General features: G+C 47.5%; 15 protein-coding genes, 1 pseudogene and 1 riboswitch. Of the genes and pseudogenes, 6 read left to right on the forward strand and 10 right to left on the reverse strand.

The window, feature by feature from the left end; translation table 11 throughout:
• The first annotated feature begins 272 nt into the window (after positions 1-272).
• Together typA and hpf are read left to right on the forward strand one after the other, a co-directional pair.
• Positions 273-2,099, forward strand: coding sequence for a translational GTPase TypA (gene typA, locus ARB69_RS10945; protein WP_050640971.1), 1,827 nt, complete (start codon positions 273-275; stop codon positions 2,097-2,099).
• A 326-nt stretch (positions 2,100-2,425) separates the two neighbouring features.
• A complete protein-coding gene (gene hpf / locus ARB69_RS10950) occupies positions 2,426-2,983 on the forward strand; it encodes a ribosome hibernation-promoting factor, HPF/YfiA family (RefSeq protein ID WP_025655623.1) in 558 nt (185 codons plus the stop codon).
• A gap of 256 nt (positions 2,984-3,239) precedes the next feature.
• Here the strand turns inward: hpf and ARB69_RS10955 are convergent, their stop codons facing one another.
• Positions 3,240-3,452, reverse strand: a complete 213-nt coding sequence (locus tag ARB69_RS10955) for a hypothetical protein (protein WP_055153093.1) — start codon at positions 3,450-3,452, stop codon at positions 3,240-3,242.
• 15 nt (positions 3,453-3,467) lie between these two features.
• On the reverse strand, positions 3,468-4,112 hold the full coding sequence (locus tag ARB69_RS10960) for a YigZ family protein (RefSeq protein WP_055153095.1): 645 nt from the start codon (positions 4,110-4,112) through the stop codon (positions 3,468-3,470).
• Positions 4,113-4,282: 170 nt separating this feature from the next.
• Between ARB69_RS10960 and ARB69_RS10965 the strand changes: the two genes are divergently transcribed.
• Positions 4,283-6,859, forward strand: a complete 2,577-nt coding sequence (locus tag ARB69_RS10965; protein ID WP_055153097.1) for a transglycosylase domain-containing protein — start codon at positions 4,283-4,285, stop codon at positions 6,857-6,859.
• A gap of 177 nt (positions 6,860-7,036) precedes the next feature.
• On the opposite strand, the gene ARB69_RS10970 is transcribed toward ARB69_RS10965, so the two are convergent.
• The 4 genes from ARB69_RS10970 to ftsH form a co-directional block, all read right to left on the reverse strand.
• On the reverse strand, positions 7,037-7,978 hold the full coding sequence (locus ARB69_RS10970) for an ROK family glucokinase (RefSeq protein WP_050640975.1): 942 nt from the start codon (positions 7,976-7,978) through the stop codon (positions 7,037-7,039).
• Positions 7,979-8,015: 37 nt separating this feature from the next.
• Entirely contained in the window at positions 8,016-8,945 is a 930-nt protein-coding gene (gene hprK, locus ARB69_RS10975) for an HPr(Ser) kinase/phosphatase (protein WP_025655619.1), read from the reverse strand.
• Positions 8,946-9,168: 223 nt separating this feature from the next.
• Positions 9,169-11,049 carry an excinuclease ABC subunit UvrC gene (uvrC, locus tag ARB69_RS10980; RefSeq protein ID WP_055153099.1) on the reverse strand — a complete coding sequence of 627 codons (1,881 nt, stop codon included), beginning with the start codon at positions 11,047-11,049 and terminating at the stop codon, positions 9,169-9,171.
• A 397-nt stretch (positions 11,050-11,446) separates the two neighbouring features.
• Positions 11,447-13,468 (reverse strand): ATP-dependent zinc metalloprotease FtsH, encoded by a 2,022-nt coding sequence (gene ftsH / locus ARB69_RS10985; RefSeq protein WP_082202985.1) that lies wholly within the window; start codon positions 13,466-13,468, stop codon positions 11,447-11,449.
• 140 nt (positions 13,469-13,608) lie between these two features.
• On the opposite strand from ftsH, the gene ARB69_RS10990 reads away from it, so the two are divergent.
• Both ARB69_RS10990 and ARB69_RS10995 read left to right on the forward strand, forming a co-directional pair.
• Positions 13,609-15,087 (forward strand): DUF1846 domain-containing protein, encoded by a 1,479-nt coding sequence (locus tag ARB69_RS10990; protein ID WP_050640978.1) that lies wholly within the window; start codon positions 13,609-13,611, stop codon positions 15,085-15,087.
• Between the two features lie 146 nt (positions 15,088-15,233).
• Positions 15,234-16,850 (forward strand): CTP synthase, encoded by a 1,617-nt coding sequence (locus tag ARB69_RS10995; RefSeq protein WP_050640979.1) that lies wholly within the window; start codon positions 15,234-15,236, stop codon positions 16,848-16,850.
• Between the two features lie 44 nt (positions 16,851-16,894).
• Here the strand turns inward: ARB69_RS10995 and ARB69_RS11000 are convergent, their stop codons facing one another.
• The 4 genes and pseudogenes from ARB69_RS11000 to ARB69_RS11015 form a co-directional block, all read right to left on the reverse strand.
• Positions 16,895-17,467, reverse strand: coding sequence for a phosphatase PAP2 family protein (locus ARB69_RS11000; RefSeq protein ID WP_050640980.1), 573 nt, complete (start codon positions 17,465-17,467; stop codon positions 16,895-16,897).
• A gap of 70 nt (positions 17,468-17,537) precedes the next feature.
• Entirely contained in the window at positions 17,538-18,437 is a 900-nt protein-coding gene (locus ARB69_RS11005; RefSeq protein ID WP_050640981.1) for a cation diffusion facilitator family transporter, read from the reverse strand.
• Positions 18,438-18,522: 85 nt separating this feature from the next.
• Positions 18,523-18,605: riboswitch (NiCo riboswitch) on the reverse strand.
• A 166-nt stretch (positions 18,606-18,771) separates the two neighbouring features.
• Positions 18,772-19,116 (reverse strand): hypothetical protein, encoded by a 345-nt coding sequence (locus ARB69_RS11010; protein WP_050640982.1) that lies wholly within the window; start codon positions 19,114-19,116, stop codon positions 18,772-18,774.
• Between the two features lie 177 nt (positions 19,117-19,293).
• A pseudogene (locus ARB69_RS11015) lies at positions 19,294-19,752 on the reverse strand (M23 family metallopeptidase); the annotation flags it as partial.
• A 124-nt stretch (positions 19,753-19,876) separates the two neighbouring features.
• Here ARB69_RS11015 and ARB69_RS11020 point away from each other — a divergent pair.
• A complete protein-coding gene (locus ARB69_RS11020; RefSeq protein ID WP_050640983.1) occupies positions 19,877-20,257 on the forward strand; it encodes a hypothetical protein in 381 nt (126 codons plus the stop codon).
• Positions 20,258-20,334 lie beyond the last annotated feature (77 nt).

The raw sequence follows: 20,334 nt of genomic DNA on the forward strand, positions 1-20,334 counted from the left end.
AATTTTGTAGTTCTCCCTTCCTCTGAGTGGTATTTTTGAGTCAATACTAAGTCTATGAACATGACATATGCTTTAGAACGAAAAGCAGGTTTGAATCGTTCGACAAAGTTTTGAGATCCGGGCGAAAATTGTCCAAATAGCATGAAGAATATCGTAAAATTGCATTCCGTCTCCGCTGCCTTCTGTAAATGTGCCTTCCCTTCCGTAATTTTTTGTGATAGAATAAAAAAGTTGTAACCACATATCATAAGTAGGAAAGAGTGTTGAAAATTATGAAAACAAAACGTGAAGATATTAGAAACATCGCGATTATCGCCCACGTTGACCACGGCAAGACCACCCTGGTCGACGAACTTTTAAAACAAAGCGGTGTTTTCCGCGAGAACCAGGAAGTCGCAGAGCGTGTCATGGACTCCAATGACATCGAGAGGGAACGAGGTATCACAATTCTCTCCAAAAATACTGCCGTCTTCTATAAAGGAACCAAAATCAATATCATCGATACGCCCGGGCATGCTGATTTCGGCGGAGAGGTAGAGCGCGTCCTCAAAATGGTCAACGGCGTTGTCCTCGTTGTGGATGCTTTTGAAGGTGCTATGCCGCAGACCAAATTCGTGCTGCGCAAGGCGCTGGAGCTGGAGCTGCCCGTGATCGTCTGCATCAATAAAATAGACAGGCCAGAGGCAAGACCCGATGAAGTCATCGACGAAGTGCTGGAACTTTTCATGGATCTGGACGCCTCCGATGAGCAGCTGGACTGCCCCTTCATCTACGCTTCCGCCAAGTCCGGAATTGCCGTGCTGGACCTGACTGACGATGAGAAGGACATGCAGCCTTTATTTGAAACAATCCTGGACTATATCCCGGCGCCGGAAGGCGACCCGGAAGCGCCGACACAGGTGCTGATCAGTACCATTGACTACAACGAATACGTGGGACGGATCGGAGTCGGAAAAGTAGACAACGGAACGATTTCCGTCAACCAGGATATGGTACTTGTAAACCATCACGATCCGGATAAACTGGAAAAGGTAAAGATCAGCAAGCTGTACGAATTCGACGGCCTCAGCAAGGTGGAAGTCAAAGAAGCAAGCATTGGTTCCATCGTTGCCATTTCCGGTATCTCCGGTATTTCCATCGGAGACACCCTGTGTTCTCCCGACTGCCCGGAGGCGATTCCTTTCCAGAAGATCTCCGAGCCCACGATATCCATGCAGTTCATTGTCAATGACAGCCCTTTTGCGGGCAAAGAAGGAAAATATGTCACCTCCCGCCACATCAGAGACCGTCTGTTCCGAGAGTTAAACACCGACGTCAGCCTCCGCGTGGAGGAAACGGAAAATGCAGACAGCTTCAAGGTATCCGGACGCGGCGAACTGCACCTGTCTGTCCTGATCGAAAATATGAGACGCGAAGGCTATGAATTTGCCGTAAGCAAGGCAGAGGTCCTCTACAGAACGGATGAAAACGGCAAAAAGCTAGAGCCCATGGAAATTGCCTATGTGGACGTCCCCGACGAATTTACAGGGACCGTCATCGACAAGCTGAGCCAGCGCAAGGGGGAACTGCAGAACATGGGCGCCTCCAACGGCGGCTATACACGTCTGGAATTTTCCATCCCATCCAGAGGACTGATCGGATACAGAGGAGAATTTCTAACCGATACAAAAGGAAACGGAATCCTCAACACCAGCTTTGACGGCTATGCGCCCTACAAGGGGGATATTCAGTACCGCAAGCAGGGTTCCCTGATTGCCTTTGAGAATGGGGAGTCCGTAACCTACGGATTATTCAGCGCCCAGGAGCGAGGCACCTTATTTATCGGCCCCGGTGAAAAAGTATATGCAGGTATGGTAATCGGCCAGAATGGGAAAGCTGAAGATATCGAACTAAATGTCTGCAAGACCAAGCATCTGACCAACACCCGTTCTTCCAGCGCGGATGAAGCATTAAGGCTCACCACGCCGCGCATATTAAGCCTGGAAGAGGCGCTGGATTTCATTGATACCGACGAACTGCTGGAAGTTACGCCGCAGTCACTGCGTATCCGCAAGAAAATCCTGGATTCCAGAATGCGCAAAAGAAGTAATGCAAAATAAAAGCAGGCTTATAAAACTCGCGCCTGTGGCGGCTGCACTGCGGCATCTGTCTCTTACGCCACAGTGCGCCTCCCGCCGGGGGCTTTTTGTTTTTTAAGTGGATTATCCAATAAATGCTATAACACCCTTCGTTCTGCATTCGTTTATTGCGTGCATCATTTCCCCACAGTTCGGGCTCCGCATGGCAAAGCTTACGTTGGGAAAAATTAGAAGAATTGAAGTGATTCGTTCTATACAATAAAGTTTTTACATGCTATAATATTTACATAATACAAGCAGTAAACATACGACTGTCTGTATAATATGAACAAAAGGAGTTGAGCATCATGAAATTTATTATTAGTGGAAAGAACATCGACGTAACACCAGGCTTAAAAGACACTATTGAACACAAGTTGGGAAAACTCGAAAGGTATTTTACTCCTGAAACAGAAATTATCGTAACGCTCAGTGTAGAGAAAGAAAGACAAAAGATCGAGGTAACAATCCCGGTTAAGGGAAATATTATCCGCTCCGAGCAGACAAGCAATGATATGTATGTATCCATCGACCTCGTAGAGGAAGTAATCGAGCGACAGCTCCGCAAGTATAAAAACAAACTGGTTGCAAAGAGCCAGGGGCACCCAACAGCCTCTGCCGGCGGAAGCAACTTCAAAAAAGAATTCTTTGAATCAGAAGACAGCGAACAGCAGGATGACGAGATCCGCATCGTAAGGACAAAGCGTTTCGGAATCAAGCCAATGTATCCGGAAGACGCCTGCATCCAGATGGATCTGGTAGGGCATTCCTTCTTCGTCTTCTGCAATGCTGAGACAGATGAGGTAAACGTAGTTTATAAACGAAAAGACGGGTCATTCGGACTCATAGAACCTGAATTCGATTAGATTTTGGAAGCGGGGGATGCTGTGGCTGAGGGACGCCTGAACGGAATGTGGAGAGGGAGACACCGGGACACAAGAGGATGGGGCATGGAAGTAACCCGCTTACGGAGAAGTACTAACACAAAATAAGCTGCCCACGAGGGCACAGACAACATGCGACGAGAAAGCCTGATGCTTTCTCGTCTTAGATTGTCCTGGAAAGTGATTTTGGAAAATCACTTTCCATCCCTCGTGGGCAGCTTATTTTGTGTAAGTACTTCTAGACCGTGCGCTCTATACTTCCATGCCCCATCCTCTTGTGTCCCGGCGTCTCCCTCTCCACATTCCGCTCAGGCTGGGCTTCATCCGGCTGCAGAACCTCCGCTTTTTGGGGGAATCTGACGGTAGGGCCGGATTGAATTGGGTATGCGGTGCGCTTTCCACCCCTGACATCCCTGGCTCCTTCCAATCTGCCGCACCCAGGATGCTCCATCCGCGGCGCCCCCCTTCATTCAAAAACAACCTCGCCGTCCACAACCGCATACCAGCACTCCCCCTCTTTTTGGATCTGGCTTTTTCCGTTTGTTCCTTCTATGATTTCTTTGGTGATATGTTTTTCTTCCTCCTGGGATACAAGGGCCGTGATTTCTACGGAGTCGGTATATGCGGTGTCAAGCAGCGGGATATTTTTTTGTGCGAGCAGGTATTGTATTTTTCCCAGACCGGTATAATCCGTGCTTATTTTCAGTTTAAATCCGTAAATCCTGGTTATAATCTTACTGTGAGACAGGCCTTCCCGCGATGCTGCTGTGTATGCCCTCACCAGCCCTCCTGTTCCAAGCAGCGTGCCTCCAAAGTATCTGGTGACGACGATGAGCACATTGTGCAGGCCCTGTCCCCTTATAACCTCGAGAATGGGCTTGCCTGCGGTTCCGCTCGGCTCTCCGTCGTCGCTGCAGCGCTCCTGTACATTTTCAACACCGGTTACATAAGCCCAGCAGTGATGCCTGGCATCCCAGTACTGCCTTTTTACTTTTTCCAGGTACTCCATTGCCTCTTCTGTAGAGGAAACAGGAAATACATCGGCTATGAAACGTGACTTTTTTTCGACGATTTCCGCAGAGGCTCCCTGATATACTGTTTTATAATTCATCGGCTTTACCTCAATTTCTTTAGTAATCATTAATAGAATATAACAGAACTGTAGAAAACCACAAGAAATTATTAAGATTTTTTTAGAAATATGAAGTTTTCCTATTTTTTCTTTATTTAAGCAGGTAAATTTGATATAATGAGTGGAATGATTAAAGGAGGATATGATTCATGAATTACGGAAAAGAAAATCTCGATAAGAGAAAGAAGAATATCTCTTCAAAAAAGAATATGAAAAAGAAGCGGGTTGGCGTCCGTTTTTTCAAAGCTCTAGTGATCTGCGTCTTACTCATTGCAGTAATCGGGGCCGGAGGAGTCGGTCTGTTTGTCAAAAAAATTATAGATGATGCCCCCAAAGTGACTCCTAACATGGTCAAGCCCTCCGGAGCCACTTCCTTTGTTTACACGGAAGACGGACAACTTTTGGATAAGTTCCGTCAGAAGGGATCCAATCGTGTCTATAAAACATACGATGACATTCCGATCAATCTGACGCATGCATTTGTAGCGATTGAGGATGAGCGTTTCTACAAGCACAACGGGATTGATATGCAGGGGATCCTCAGGGCCGCTGTAGTCGGTGTGACCTCGGGCAATTTTTCAGAGGGTGCAAGTACGCTGACCCAGCAGCTGATTAAAAACAACGTATTCCCGAATTTTACAGAAGAGAAGACATTCTATGACAGGCTGGAGAGGAAACTCCAGGAGCAGTATCTGGCTGTTGAGATTGAAAAACAGATGAGCAAAGAAGAGATAGCGGAAGCCTACATGAACACTATCAATCTTGGGCAAAACTGCCTCGGCGTACAGACTGCGGCAAAACGCTATTTTGACAAGGACGTATCCGAACTGAACCTCTCTGAGTGCGCCGTCCTGGCAGGTATTACACAGAATCCTACGGATTATGATCCGGTGAATTTTCCGGAGGCTAATGCCAAGAGACGGGACATAGTACTGAAAAACATGCTGGATCAGGGCTATATCAGCAAGGAAGAATATGACGAGGCCAAAGCTGATCCTGTATACGACAGAATCAAAGCAACTTCACAGGATGCTACCGATAACACCCCATATTCCTATTTTGTTGATGAACTTACACAGCAGATTATCCACGATCTCAGGGAACGCAAGGGCTATACTGAAACGCAGGCATATAACTTGCTTTACAGCGGCGGCCTGACAATCACAGCAACCCAGGATCTTGCAATCCAGAATATCTGTGACGAAGAGGTTGCCAATCCGAACAATTATCCATACACCGTTGAATATGGACTTGAATATGCACTGACTGTTACACATCCTGATGGGAACTCAGATAACTACAGCAAGGAGATGCTTGGGGAGTATATCCGCAGCGCATGGGGAAGAGAATTCCCGCTTGTATTCTCCTCTCCTGATGAAGCTGAACAGGCAATTGCGGAATATAAAGGCACTCTTGGCATTACAGAAGAAGATACCATAATTGAAAATAAGGATATCACCCCGCAGCCTCAGACCTCCGTAGTCCTGATGGATCAATATACAGGTAAGGTAAAGGCGATTGTGGGCGGCCGTGGTGAAAAGACAACGAGTCTTTCCCTTAACCGTGCAACCGATTCGACAAGGCAGCCAGGTTCCTGTTTCAAAATATTATCAACCTATGCACCTGCCATGGACTCCGGCGGTTATACACTTGCAACTACAATTGTAGATGAGCCTTACAGCTATGCGAGTGGTAAGCCTGTGAACAACTGGGATCACCACTATATCGGCAGCACGCGTGTGCGTTATGCAATTGAGCATTCCATGAACGTCTGCGCGGTCAAGACACTGACAGCCATCGGCCCGCAGACAGGTTATGACTATCTGCTGAACTTTGGATTTACCACTCTGGTGAATAACGACGATGACAATTATCCAGGATTCACCGATGTGGCACAGGCCACGGCGCTCGGAGGAATCACACGCGGTATCTACAACCTGGAAATGACCGCGGCATACGCAGCAATTGCAAACAACGGTATCTACACAGAGCCGATCCTCTACACAAAGGTTCTGGACAAGGACGGAAATGTGCTGCTGGACAACACCAAACCTGCGACTCACCAGGTCATTAAAGACTCGACTGCAGCGCTTCTTACAAGTGCAATGCAGGATGTTATCACCCGTGGTACAGGTACTGCCGCAAGATTATACAGCATGCCTGCAGCCGGCAAAACAGGTACAACTGAAAACAGTACTGACCTCTGGCTCTCCGCATATACGCCATATTACACATGTTCCGTCTGGGGCGGCTACGACTCTAATAAGCCGATGAGCAATATGGATCAGGCATGGCATGAGGTTATGTGGAAGAACATCATGGAACGCGTTCATGAAGGCCTGGAGTATAAAGATTTCACTATGCCTTCCACCGTTGAACAGAAGACAATCTGTACGCAGACCGGGTTACTGGCTACTGCAACCTGTCCTCCTCTGACCGAATATTTTGCAAAGGGAACCGCTCCGTCACAGAGTTGTTCCGGGCACTATGTACCGAAAGAGGAAAAAGAAGACGATGAGAAAGATAAGGATAAAGATAAAGACAATGATAAAAAAGAGGAAAATCCCGAGAATCCGGATGAAAACGGAGGAAGTGTCACACCGCCGGAAGGCGGCGGCAATGAAGGCGGTGGAAATGAAGGCGGCGGCAATGAAGGCGGCGGTAATGAAGGCGGTGGAGCCGAAACGCCGGATGCCGGAGGCGGAGAAGAACCTCCTGCCGAATAATTCCTTCGCAGCAGAACTCTGATAGATCCGTCTTTTACGGCGTAACAGCCGGGAATAAAATGAAAGCCAGCATGCTGAACATGTTGGCTTTCATTTTATTCCCGGCTGTTGCACCGCCATACTACATTTCAATCGTCCTGCCGCGTTTCCATACCGCAGGCCCTCTGCCATATTCCACTAAGCCAGCTCCCCCAGCACCAGCTTAGCAGCTCCGCAGATCCCCGCGTCATTCCCCAAAGTGGCGAGTACAAACTTTACATCCTTATTTGCAAAAAAGGCCCGTTCAAGGTATGGCTTCTCAATGTAAGGAATCAGCATATCTCCTGCCTTGGACACGCCGCCCCCGATTACAAAGACTGCTGGATCTGCCACCGCTGCCAGATTTGCAAGGGCATGGCCAAGATACCGGCCAAATTCCTCCGCAATTTCCTTCGCCACAACATCCTCAGCCTTAACCGCATCAAATACGTCCTTTGCGGAGACGCATTCCAGATTTAGCATTGTATTTCTCGTTTCTTCTGCCAGCTTCTTTTTCGCCAGCCTAACGATTCCTGTCGCCGAAGCATATTGCTCCAGGCAGCCGTGGTTTCCACAGCCACAAGTATCTGTCTCCTCATAATTCACACAGATATGGCCGATTTCACCGCCCGCTCCATGAGCACCGGTCAGCACTCGTCCGCCAATGATTACTCCGCCTCCGACGCCTGTCCCGAGCGTAACCATTACCATATTCTTCTGGCCAGCTCCGCCGCCTTTCCACATCTCTCCAAGGGCGGCTACATTGGCATCATTCCCGATCTGTGCGTACAGCCCCGTGAGCTCTTCCAGCTCTTTCCTGACATTTTTATAATTCCATCCCAGGTTCGCGGTACCGTCTACAATTCCCTCTTCTGTTACAGGGGCCGGCACGCCGACTCCCACTCCCACGATATCATCCTTCTTCAGTCCCTTTTCCTCAATCTTTTCCAGGATCGATGCGGAAATATCCGGAAGAATGGCTTTTCCTTCCTCTTCTGTGCGCGTCACAATCTCCCATTTATCTAGGATCTTTCCCGTCTCCTCGAATAATCCCATCTTAACGGTAGTTCCCCCAACATCTATGCCAAAACAATACTTCATGTTAACTCTCCTGTCTGATTTATATTCCCTATGCTGACTATCTGTTTTTTGTCAGGTTTTCCTGGACACGTTTGTATAATTCCTGGGCCGCATTATATCCCATCTGTTTCTGTCTGTGGTTAACCGCTGCGGATTCCACGATGATTGCAAGATTACGTCCCGGACGGATCGGAATGCTGTGGCAAACAACACGGTTACCAAGAAATTCCGTATAGTTCTCTTCCAGCCCAAGTCTGTCATACTCCTTGTCCCTGTTCCAGTCTTCCAGAGTAATGACCAGGTCGATATTCTGGGTTTCCCTGACACTCTGTACGCCGAACATCGACTTCACATCCACAATACCAATGCCTCGAAGCTCTATAAAATGCCTTGTAATATCGGGAGCAGCTCCGACAAGCGTATCGTCGCTGACTTTCCTGATCTCCACTACATCGTCCGTCACCAGGCGGTGGCCCCGCTTAATCAATTCGAGCGCAGCCTCACTCTTGCCGATTCCGCTCTCCCCCATAATTAAAACACCCACACCATATACATCAACAAGCACGCCATGAATCGATATGCAAGGCGCCAGTTTTACATTCATCCATCTGATAATTTCCCCCATAAATGAAGACGTAGATTTTGAAGTTACAAATACAGGAACATCATGCTCCACTGCTTTTTTAAGCAGTATCTCCTCTGGTTCCATGTCTCTGCTGAAAATAATACACGGCACTTTATGGCTGAGGAATTCATCATATATCTGAAGCTTTCTCTCCTCCTCCAATGTCTGCAGATATGTGTACTCTACGTATCCGATCATCTGTACCCTGTCACAGTCAAAATGATCAAAGAATCCGGTAAGCTGCAGCGCCGGCCTGTTGATATCCGGAACATTCACCTCCCGCCCTAAAAGCTCAACCTCGGGGGTCAGATTCTTTAAATTCATTTTCTCGACAATTTCCTGTAGCTTTACACCATGTCCCATAGCTATCTCCTTTTCTCTTATTTTCACTGCTCATCCAGACATCGCAAGGCTGCATAAAAAGCTTCATCCGGCGGCAGATTGATCCTCATGCGGTTATTATACCATAAACCATAGTTTCCTAAAAGCTCTATCAAAATGCATTTAATTCCGCGGTTCTGATTCGTTACTGTTCTGACAAGCCTGAACTGTTACGATTCGTTACTATGCACGGCCCCGTGAATAGTTACTTGAATTCCTCTTCCTGCTCTTTTGTGTGATGAAAAAAAGTATATACCGCCTGCGCCGATTTTTCGTTCATGGAGGGGACTTTGGCAAGCTCCTCCACTGATGCGGCCCTGATCGCATCCAGACTCATATAATGACGCATGAGGGCCTTTCTTCTGGCCGGCCCGATGCCGTCAATATCATCCAGTATCGAATGTACCTGGCCCTTGCCGCGGAGCTGCCTGTGATATTCAATCGCAAAACGGTGGGCCTCATCCTGGATCCGGGTAACCAGCCGGAACGCCTCAGAGGACTTATCAATCGGAATCTCCTCGTTATGATAATATAATCCCCTTGTTCTGTGGTAATCATCCTTCACCATCCCGCATACCGGAATATTCAGGCGGAGATCTTCGAGTACCTGCAGGGCTACATTTACCTGTCCCTTACCTCCGTCCATAAGGATCAGGTCCGGAAATGCAGTAAAGCCGCCCAATTCCCGGCTCTCCTCCCGCTCCTTTAGTCCATGCGTAAATCTTCTGGTCAGTACCTCTCTCATACTGCCATAGTCATCGGCGCCCTGGATCCCCTTTATCTTAAACTTCCGGTAATCATTTCGTTTGGGTTTTCCGCGCTCATATACCACCATGGAGCCGACTGACTCAAATCCATTTGTGTTAGAGATGTCAAAGGCCTCCATACGGCTGATGTCTTCAAGCTCCAGAAGACGGGCAATCTCCTTGACCGCACCGATTGTCCTGCCCTCCTCCCGCTTCAGCCGCTCTTTGTCTTTACTCAGAACCAGACTGGCATTGTTTGCCGCCAGTTCGACCAGTTTTTCCTTCGTCCCCTTTTTGGGCACCCGGATCGTTACTTTTCCTCCGCGCTTCGCACTCAGCCATTCCTCCAGCAGGTGCATATCCTCCAGCTCGGCAGGAAGCATCAGTTCTCCCGGAATAAACGGAGTGCCTGCATAATACAGCTTGATAAAACTGTCCAGAATCTCACTGTCCTGTTCGTCTTTTGCAATACGGAGATAGAAATGATCCCGCCCGATCAGCCTTCCTCCCCGGATAAAAAACACCTGTACAACAGCGTCTTCCTCCTCGGATGCCACCGCAAGAATATCACGGTCTTCTCCGCTGCTATCCGTGATTTTCTGTTTCTGAGATACCTTTTTCACACTGTTCAGCAGCTCCCTGTACTCAATCGCCTTCTCGAATTCCAGAGCCTCCGAGGCCGCCTTCATCTTCTCTTCCAGGTCGTTCAGTATACTGTCGAAATTCCCGTTCAAAAACCGTATGATCTCCTGGATGGATTTCCCATATTCCTCCCGGGAAATATATCCCTGGCAAGGCGCATCGCACTGCTTGATATGATAGTTCAGGCAGGGCCGCTCTTTTCCAATATCCTTGGGCAGATTTCTGTTGCAGCTCCTCACATGATAAAGCTTATGAATCAGGTCTATGGTGTCCCGGACCGCCAGACCGCTGGTATAAGGCCCAAAATACTTTGCCTTATCCTTCAGCATCTTTCTCGCCAGCATCACCCTGGGAAACGGCTCGTTGGTCGTCACCTTGATAAAAGGATAGGTCTTGTCATCCATCAGCATCGTATTATACTTGGGCCGGTGCTCTTTGATCAGGTTGCATTCCAGAACAAGCGCTTCTAACTCAGAATCCGTCACGATATACTCAAACCGCCGGATATGAGTGACCATCTGCTCAATCTTAACCCCCTTATTCCTGCTGCTCTGAAAATACTGGCGCACCCTGTTCTTCAGGCTGATCGCCTTTCCCACATATATGATATTGTCTTTTTCATCATGCATAATATAAACTCCCGGGCTCGCCGGGAGCTTTTTCAGTTCTTCCTGTATGTCAAAATTATAATTATCCATGCCATTTATTATAAGGCCTAATGAGGGATTTGTGAAGGGAAAATATAGGAAGAGAAATAGATTTTCAGAATCAAAATAAGAGTAGGCAAGCCCACTTAGATGCTACCGCGATACCGCTTCGAGGCTATCTGCCTTAACGCTGCGTGTGCATCCCCCCGGAGGGCTTTCAGTAATAGGAAAGTACTGAGCACTTTTCTATTATAGAAAAAGCTACCCTCTTGGCAGAGAGGATAGCTTATATAACTGCAAAGAACAGTTATCGGCAATCACTGAACGGCAATCCACTGATTAAGCCTAGATAAATTATACATGCCGGCAAAACTTTTTTCAAGTATCCATTCTAACTTTCCTTATCCGCCGGATTCCTTATAGTAACGGTTCAGGCCGTCCTAAACGGTTACTGCGCGTCCGCCTCTCCCTCAACTGGTTTCATAGCGATACGCACTTCTTTTTTTATTTCCTCACCCTGTTCCGGCTCCTCAATTCCCTTAACTTCACGGAATATCCTCATGAACTCTTTTCCCGTAATTGTTTCTTTTTCGATCAGGAATGCGGAGATGCGGTCCAGTGCTTCTCTGTTCTCGCCCAGCAGACGTTTTGCTTCATCGTAAGCATACTTTAGCATGCTCATTACTTCGCCGTCTATCTCAGCAGCCGTAGCTTCCCCGCAGTTCATAACCGGACGTCCGTCCAGATAGCGGTTCTGGATTGATTCCAGTCCGATCAGCCCGAACTTGTCGGACATACCGTACTGTGTGATCATCGCCCTGGCGATCTTTGTCGCCTGTTCAATATCGTTGGAAGCCCCTGTTGTTACCGTGTCAAACACAAGCTCTTCTGCCGCACGTCCTGCCAGCGCACCAACCAGCATGGCCTCCAGTTCTTTTTTGGTATTGAGGAACTTTTCCTCCTCCGGTGTCTGCATTACATATCCCAGAGCGCCCATCGTTCTGGGCACGATCGTAATCTTCTGCACCGGCTCCGCATCTTTCTGCAGGGCGCTCACCAGCGCGTGGCCTACTTCGTGGTAGGATACGATCTTTCTCTCCTCTTCACTCATAATGCGGTCTTTTTTCTCTTTACCAACCAGCACCACTTCTACAGCCTCGAACAAATCCTTCTGGCTGACCACATGCCGACCATTCTTAACGGCATTAATTGCAGCTTCATTAATCATATTGGCCAGATCGGAACCGACCGCGCCTGAGGTTGCCAGCGCAATGGCCTCCAGATCTACAGTCTCATCCATCTTAACATCCTTGGAATGTACCTTCAGGACATCCACACGCCCCTTCAGGTCAGGCTTATCGACAATGATACGGCGGTCAAAACGGCCCGGACGCAGCAGCGCCGGATCCAGTACCTCCGGACGGTTCGTTGCCGCCAGAAGCAGAAGGCCCTTGTTGGTATCAAAACCATCCATCTCCGCCAAAAGCTGGTTCAGTGTCTGCTCACGCTCATCGTTGCCGCCCATGGCCGTATCACGTGTCTTGCCAATTGCATCAATCTCATCGATAAATACGATACACGGCGCCATCTGCTGTGCCTGCTTGAACAAATCCCTCACTCTGGATGCGCCGACACCGACGTACATCTCCACGAATGCAGAACCTGACAGTGAGAAAAACGGTACCTTTGCCTCGCCTGCCACAGCCTTCGCAAGCAGTGTTTTTCCAGTACCGGGAGGGCCAACTAGCAAAGCGCCCTTCGGCAGTTTCGCACCGATACCCGTATATTTGCCCGGATTATGCAGAAAGTCTACCACCTCCTGCAGAGATTCCTTCGCTTCATCCTGGCCCGCAACATCCTGAAAAGTGACTCCGGTCTCCTTTTCCACGTATACTTTGGCGTTGCTCTTGCCGATTCCCATCATTCCGCCGCCCTTTGACATGCGTTTCATCAGGAAATTAAACAGGATCACGATCATGATGATCGGGAGCACAACGGTGATAAATATCTCAAATATCATAGAAGAGGCTGTGTCGGGCATCTGCTGCTCAAAATGAACCCCCGCTTTATGAAGCCGGTCCACCAGCTTTTCATCCGCTGTCCGGACAACATAATAGTCCGGAGCCCGCTCCTCTTCTCCGCTTTTTTGCTCAAGCTGATTAATCAGATCCGACGCGTCCTTCGGTGTGTCACCGTCCGCAGCCTTTTTATCCGATTTCTCCTCTTTTCTTGCCTCATCTGTTAAAGTAACGTATAACTTCGATGAATCAATCGTTACTTTCTCAATTTCTCCGTCATCTACCTTTGTAAGGAATTCATCGTAACTCAGCTCCGCAGGATTCTTGTCCTGCATCATTGAATACAATCCCATCACAATAAAAACAGTCAGCAGTGTGGTTACGAGGATCACTCCCCACCCCTGCTTGTTGTTCTTAGGATTATTATTATTCTTGTTATTCTGATTGTCCATTCTATGCCTCCTAAAATCCACTATCCCCATTATAAGTACAGGTTCCATATAAATCAATAAAAAGATTATGAAAATATTGTAAACACAGGGCATTTTATAGTATACTGAGAACGAAATATGTCATGAAAAGGAATGTGAAAATGAAAATAGGATTCGATAATGAAAAGTACTTATCTATGCAGTCAGAACATATCCGTGAGAGGATTAACCAGTTCGACAACAAGCTCTACCTTGAATTTGGGGGGAAATTATTTGATGATTACCATGCTGCCAGAGTGCTGCCGGGCTTTGCTCCTGACAGTAAACTGCGCCTTCTGAAGCAGCTCAGCGACCAGGCTGAGATCGTCATCGTGATCAGCGCACGCGATATTGAGAAAAATAAGGTCCGCGGAGATCTGGGCATTACCTACGATTCCGACGTTCTCCGGCTGATGGATTCTTTCCGGGAAAACGGCCTGTATGTAGGAAGCGTTGTCATCACACAATATTCCGGACAGGAAAGCGCCGTCCTCTTCAAAAACCGCCTCGAAAATTTGGATATCCCTGTATACATGCATTACTGCATCAACGGTTATCCTTCTAATATCCCTCTGATTATCAGCGATGACGGATACGGCAAAAACGATTATATTGTAACGTCCCGTCCCCTCGTGATTGTCACCGCTCCGGGCCCAGGAAGCGGGAAAATGGCGACCTGCCTGTCACAATTATATCATGAGCATAAACGTGGAATTCATGCAGGCTACGCCAAATTTGAAACATTTCCCATTTGGAATCTTCCTCTGAAACATCCGGTTAATCTTGCATATGAGGCCGCTACCGCAGATCTGAACGATATCAATATGATTGATCCCTTCCATTTGGAAGCTTATGGAGTAACTACCGTGAATTATAACCGGGATGTTGAAATTTACCCTGTTTTAAACACAATTTTTGAAAAAATTTACGGAAAAAGTCCTTATAAGTCTCCAACCGACATGGGTGTAAACATGGCCGGCAAATGTATCTGCGACGATGAAGTCTGCCGTGAGGCATCCCGGCAGGAGATTGTCCGGAGATATTTTGCATCACTGAATTCTTTATTGATGGGGACAACTTCAGAGGAGGAGGCTCAGAAAATCGAACTCCTCATGAACCAGGCGAATGTCTCCGTCCAGGACCGCAAAGTGGTTGCAAAGGCTCTGGAACGCTCCAGGGAGACGAACGGGCCTGCGGCGGCTATGGAGCTGGATGACGGGCGCATGATCACCGGCAAGACCACTAATCTGCTGGGCGCCTCTGCGGCGCTCCTGTTAAATGTCTTAAAGGAACTCGCGGGAATTGACCACGAACTGCATGTTATTTCTCCCGAATCCATCGAGCCGATCCAGAAGCTCAAGGTGGATTATTTGAAAAGCAAGAATCCGCGTCTGCATACGGATGAGGTTCTGATCGCCCTTTCCGCCAGTGCCGCCAACAGTAATATGGCCCGAAGAGCGCTGGAACAGCTGCCGAAACTGGAAGGCTGTCAGGCACACACCTCGGTCATGCTGTCCGATGTGGATATCAAAACCTTCAAAAAGCTGGGCGTACAGCTCACCTGCCAGGCTGTTTACGAGACAGATCATATTTACCATTAATGAATCCGCCGTTCAGGCAAATCTGAACGGCGGATTCAATTCTTCCAGAGTTTTTATGTACTTGAAAAAAAACTGTATTTTTTGTAGAAATTGGTGTATACTCTTTAAGTATTTTTTAGGCACAGATTTCATACAAGGAGGATTATATGGCAGTAAAATATGTATTTGTTACAGGTGGAGTTGTTTCTGGACTTGGAAAAGGAATTACTGCTGCGTCACTTGGCCGCCTGCTGAAGGCCCGCGGATATACTGTTACGATGCAGAAGTTTGACCCTTATATCAATATTGACCCCGGAACAATGAACCCGGTACAGCACGGTGAAGTATTCGTAACGGATGACGGCGCTGAGACAGACCTGGATTTGGGACATTATGAACGCTTTATTGACGAAAGCCTGACGAAAAATTCCAATGTAACAACAGGAAAGATTTACTGGTCTGTCTTACAGAAAGAACGCCGTGGTGATTTTGGCGGTGGAACGGTACAGGTTATTCCTCACATCACCAACGAGATCAAAAGCAGATTTTACCGCAATCCTGCTGCCAAAAGCACTGAGATCGCCATTATAGAAGTCGGCGGAACCGTCGGCGATATCGAAAGTCAGCCCTTTCTGGAATCCATTCGGCAGTTCCAGCACGAAAAAGGCCGTGATAACGTAATTCTGATCCATGTAACCCTGATTCCCTACCTAAAAGCCTCACAGGAGATGAAAACAAAGCCGACCCAGGCAAGTGTGAAAGAGCTCCAGGGAATGGGCATACAGCCGGATATCATTGTCTGCCGCTCCGAGTATCCTCTGGACGCCGGCATGAAGGACAAGATCTCTTTATTCTGCAATATTCCTGCAAATCATGTACTCCAGAACCTTGATGTTGAATATTTATACGAAGCCCCCCTCGCCATGGAACGGGAAAATCTGGCCCAGGTTGCATGTGAATGCCTGCATCTCGACTGTCCGGAACCAGATCTGAAAGATTGGACCGAGATGGTGGATAACCTCCGCAATCCGACCCAGGAGGTTCACATTGCCCTTGTGGGAAAATATATCCAGCTCCATGACGCCTACATCAGCGTTGTCGAGGCGCTGAAGCACGGCGGAATCTACAGCCATACGACGGTTAACATCAAATGGGTGGACTCCGAGACAGTCACTGCGGACAATGCCGCAGAGGTGTTCGGCGATGTCAGCGGTATCATTGTCCCCGGCGGTTTTGGCGACAGAGGCATAGAAGGAATGATTGAGGCAATCCGGTATGCCCGTACCAACCGCATCCCCTTCCTGGGCCTCTGCCTGGGGATGCAGCTTTCCATCGTGGAATTTGCAAGAGATGTTCTCGGATACAACGATGCACACAGCATGGAACTGCAGCCTGACACTACCCACCCCGTCATCCATATCATGCCGGATCAGATCGGCATCGAAGATATAGGCGGGACTCTGCGCCTTGGCTCATACCCCTGCGTTCTCAAAAAGGATTCCCTTGCATACCGTTTATATGGAAAAGAAGAAATCCAGGAGCGCCACCGCCACCGCTATGAGGTAAACAACGACTACCGTGAGGCGCTGGAAGAACACGGCATGATACTCTCCGGACTTTCACCGGACGGCAGGATTGTAGAAATGCTCGAAATTCCGGATCATCCCTGGTTCATTGCAACACAGGCGCATCCGGAACTAAAATCAAGGCCGAATAGGCCGCATCCGCTCTTCAAGGGGTTTGTGGAGGCGGCTCATTTGAGGAGTGGGGTGCAGGGGGAGTAAAGCGTACGCCTGCACGGTACGGGGTTTTTAATACGCTGTACCTTTCAGCGGGAGCCGGGCTCACCTTTTTTACGGCGCTCAGCTCTTTTCTTCTCGATATACGCAATTATCCTGGCGGCTGCCCATGCCGCGAATGCTCCTATGAGCAGCCCGGCTATTACGTCGCTGGGGTAATGGACTCCTACGTAGAGACGTGAAAAGGCGATCAGGGCCGCCAGTATTACGGAGGCTGTTCCCCAGAATCTGGGCAGCATACGGTAATAGACAAGCGCCGCGGCGAAGGATGCACATGTGTGGCCGGATGGGAATGAATAATCATGCTGCTTTCCTATTAAGAGTGTCAGTCCCTCCACGACTTCGTATGGGCGGATTCTGGCTACCAGGTTTTTCAGTGTTACGTTTGTGATCAGCGCTCCGATGGCTATGGCTGCTATAGCGGTAATCCCTGCTTTTCTCGTCTTTTGAGGGATCAGCAGCAGGAGGGAGACTGCAAGCCAGAACCAGCCGGAGTCTCCGAGTGACGTGATAAACTTCCAGAAGGAATCCATCCAGTCATGCCGGATATATTCCTGTATCGCGAGTAAGATATTTCCGTCTAGCTGTAAAAGAAAATCCATAAATGCTCCCTTCGAGTTGATTTTATGTATCATAATAATTTAAAAGTATATCATACGCAGGAAGGGCTGTCTATGGCAGTTCTTTCATCTCCCTATCGTTCAGAGGATTGACATGGACCATACAGTGCTTGACTTCCGGGAACTCCATTTCAATCCTTGAATGGACGCTTTCGGCTATTTTATGCGCTTCATTTAATGTCAGATTCCCATCCGCAGCAATTTCTATATCCACATAGGCCTTCGCTCCAAACATTCTGGTTCTCATTTCATCGATCTTTGCTACTCCCGGATTTTCCAGGACCGACTGTCTCATATCCTGGATTGTCCTGTCATCACAGGATTTATCCACCATCTTGTTCATAGCATCATGGAAGATATCCCAGGAGGCCTTCCCAATAAATATACAGATAATAACACTTGCCAGCGGATCCAGAACCGGAAAGCCCAGGCGCGCACCCAGTATCCCCGCAAAGGCTCCGATCGAGGAGAGAGAATCCGAACGATGGTGCCATGCATCCGCCATCAGCGCACCGGAATTAATTTTCTTTGCTGCAGCCCTTGTATACCAGTACATCCATTCCTTCACAACAATTGATATGACAGCCGCTGCAAGCGCCAGTCTTCCAGGGGCTGCTGCCGATTCCATCCCGCCCCCCGCAATCTTTTCTATCCCGCTTACTCCGATTCCAAGCCCCGTCGCAAACAGAACCACAGCCAGGAGAATCGAAGCCACGCATTCCATCCTGTCATGCCCGTAGGGATGCTCCTTGTCGGACTTTTTGCCGGATATAGTCACCCCAATCATAACAATCACCGTGCTGAAGACATCCGATGCCGAATGAATCGCATCGGACACCATTGCCCCCGAACCAGCCAGCAGGCCAGCCAGCAGCTTAAAAACAGATAAAATGACATTTACCACAATGCTTACAATTGAGACGCGCATAGCGATCTTATTTGGTTCATTCATACTTAGCCTCCCAAGGGGTCTGACCCCTTTGCGTTCCATTTTCAGAATATTCACAAAAAAGACACCTGCGGAACAAGAAAACTAAAACTGTCCCGCAGATGTCTATTATCTGCTGCCGCCATCCGGCGGCCCGGTCATGTGATACATAACCTGCTCAGTTTGTACTGTAGTTATAATATGCAGTGCAAAGAGTTTCTATTTATAATATGCGGTCGTACTCTATTTGTCAATATTTTTATGAAAATTATTGCCATGAACTAATAAGAGGAGGCTGTTACGGAAAACAGGTTTCGGTAACAGCCTCCTCTTTATGAGGGGGTCGATTTTAGTCGCACTACATATTTGCCTTCATTTTGTATTTTCTTTCTTTTTTGAAGATGTCTTTGTCTCTGCAATCTTCTTTCCTGCGTGTCTCCGCCTGCCTGTAATGAATGATTTCTTCGTCTCTGTGTACGCTCCCCAGTTCTTCTCCGATCCGCATCCTGCGGAAGTCTTTTTTATGGTTTACTCCTCCGCAGAAATCTTCGAAAGCGTATACCATTCTGTTCCAGATGCTCAGATTGGAAATTTTCTCTACGGAAAGCTTCCTGACAGAGCGGAGCCAGTATTCTGCAAGTATCCAGCAGACGATCACCAACGCTGCTGCGGAGATGAATAAGATCATAAATTTTTCTAACATAGCTTCCACTCACTTCTGCCTTTTCTGTTATCTTTATATTATCCCTTATTTTTTAATTAGTCAATATATTTGTATTTATTTATTATTTTTTCTGTCTTTTAATGTTTTCTCATTCAATTTATCCGTCTACCGTCTCATTTTTTAACAGCCAAACTATGTTGTACTGCGATTTAGCCGCTATTCTTCTTTGCTCTTTATATAAGCCTCTGCTGCCGGATCCTTCATCTCATATTGCCGGTACCACTCTTTATTGGCATCATTTCTCAGTACATCTGAACGGTTCTGGGAAAGAAATCTGACCAGGGGATAGACATCGACCCATATCTCGTTGTTCCCCTCCCGCTGAGATTCATCAAAGATCAGTTGAAGGCCAAAGTGCAGATGATACGTGTCAATATTATTTACATTCTCCGTCGTGCTGTACCCGGTTCTTCCCATGTAGCCGATCACATCACCTGCCTGGACAATATCCCCCTCCTTCAGATTTTCCGCAAACGGGATATTCTGACGGAGGTGTGCGTAATAATAGTACCTCTTGCCGTCAAAGCTGTTGATACCGATCCGCCATCCGCCATACTGGTTCCAGCCCATGACGGTAATATATCCCGACTCCACGGCAATCACGGGTGTACCAAGAAGAATATAATATGGAAGAAATATTGTGTGTGGTTGCCACCATTTACGCATAATGTGGAATTGTAGATATTTACAATATGTAATGTTATAATAAATATATTAATTTTAAAGGAGAGGAAACGATATGGAAATTAAACTTAAAGATTTTATAGGTAAACATAAGCTATCAGGCGTGGACTACGTTCCTTCACCCGAAGGTAATAATATACTATTTTGTTTAGACGGAATAAAATATATCTTAGTAGAAAACGAATATGATGGATACCGTAGCTATATGGATGGACTAGATATTACGGATAAAAAAATATCGCATGTTTTCCCTGCACAAGTTGTTGAGTGTGTATATGAAGCCGAAATCGATAACTGGGAATCCGATATCTTATTTATGTTCTCTTTAGATGGTAAACTCATACTTGAAATAGGAACAGAAATGGTAAACGATCAGTATCCATGCGCGGTCTTTGCCTATTATCCAGAAAACATGGATATTAACTCAACTAAATAGCAATTTGAACGAACCAAAAACCCGAACAATCGAAGGGGCTTACGTCAATATGCAAGTGACAACATTTGGTAAATTTG

This window comes from Faecalicatena contorta (assembly GCF_001404335.1).
In the GTDB taxonomy this organism is placed as follows: domain Bacteria; phylum Bacillota; class Clostridia; order Lachnospirales; family Lachnospiraceae; genus Faecalicatena; species Faecalicatena contortus_B.

Coding starts and splice junctions, on each gene's coding strand:
- typA (WP_050640971.1), top strand. CDS start 273: ATGAAAACAAAACGTGAAGATATTAGAAACATCGCGATTATCGCCCAC.
- hpf (WP_025655623.1), top strand. CDS start 2,426: ATGAAATTTATTATTAGTGGAAAGAACATCGACGTAACACCAGGCTTA.
- ARB69_RS10955 (WP_055153093.1), bottom strand. CDS start 3,452: ATGGAGCATCCTGGGTGCGGCAGATTGGAAGGAGCCAGGGATGTCAGG.
- ARB69_RS10960 (WP_055153095.1), bottom strand. CDS start 4,112: ATGAATTATAAAACAGTATATCAGGGAGCCTCTGCGGAAATCGTCGAA.
- ARB69_RS10965 (WP_055153097.1), top strand. CDS start 4,283: ATGAATTACGGAAAAGAAAATCTCGATAAGAGAAAGAAGAATATCTCT.
- ARB69_RS10970 (WP_050640975.1), bottom strand. CDS start 7,978: ATGAAGTATTGTTTTGGCATAGATGTTGGGGGAACTACCGTTAAGATG.
- hprK (WP_025655619.1), bottom strand. CDS start 8,945: ATGGGACATGGTGTAAAGCTACAGGAAATTGTCGAGAAAATGAATTTA.
- uvrC (WP_055153099.1), bottom strand. CDS start 11,049: ATGGATAATTATAATTTTGACATACAGGAAGAACTGAAAAAGCTCCCG.
- ftsH (WP_082202985.1), bottom strand. CDS start 13,468: ATGGACAATCAGAATAACAAGAATAATAATAATCCTAAGAACAACAAG.
- ARB69_RS10990 (WP_050640978.1), top strand. CDS start 13,609: ATGAAAATAGGATTCGATAATGAAAAGTACTTATCTATGCAGTCAGAA.
- ARB69_RS10995 (WP_050640979.1), top strand. CDS start 15,234: ATGGCAGTAAAATATGTATTTGTTACAGGTGGAGTTGTTTCTGGACTT.
- ARB69_RS11000 (WP_050640980.1), bottom strand. CDS start 17,467: ATGGATTTTCTTTTACAGCTAGACGGAAATATCTTACTCGCGATACAG.
- ARB69_RS11005 (WP_050640981.1), bottom strand. CDS start 18,437: ATGAATGAACCAAATAAGATCGCTATGCGCGTCTCAATTGTAAGCATT.
- ARB69_RS11010 (WP_050640982.1), bottom strand. CDS start 19,116: ATGTTAGAAAAATTTATGATCTTATTCATCTCCGCAGCAGCGTTGGTG.
- ARB69_RS11020 (WP_050640983.1), top strand. CDS start 19,877: ATGGAAATTAAACTTAAAGATTTTATAGGTAAACATAAGCTATCAGGC.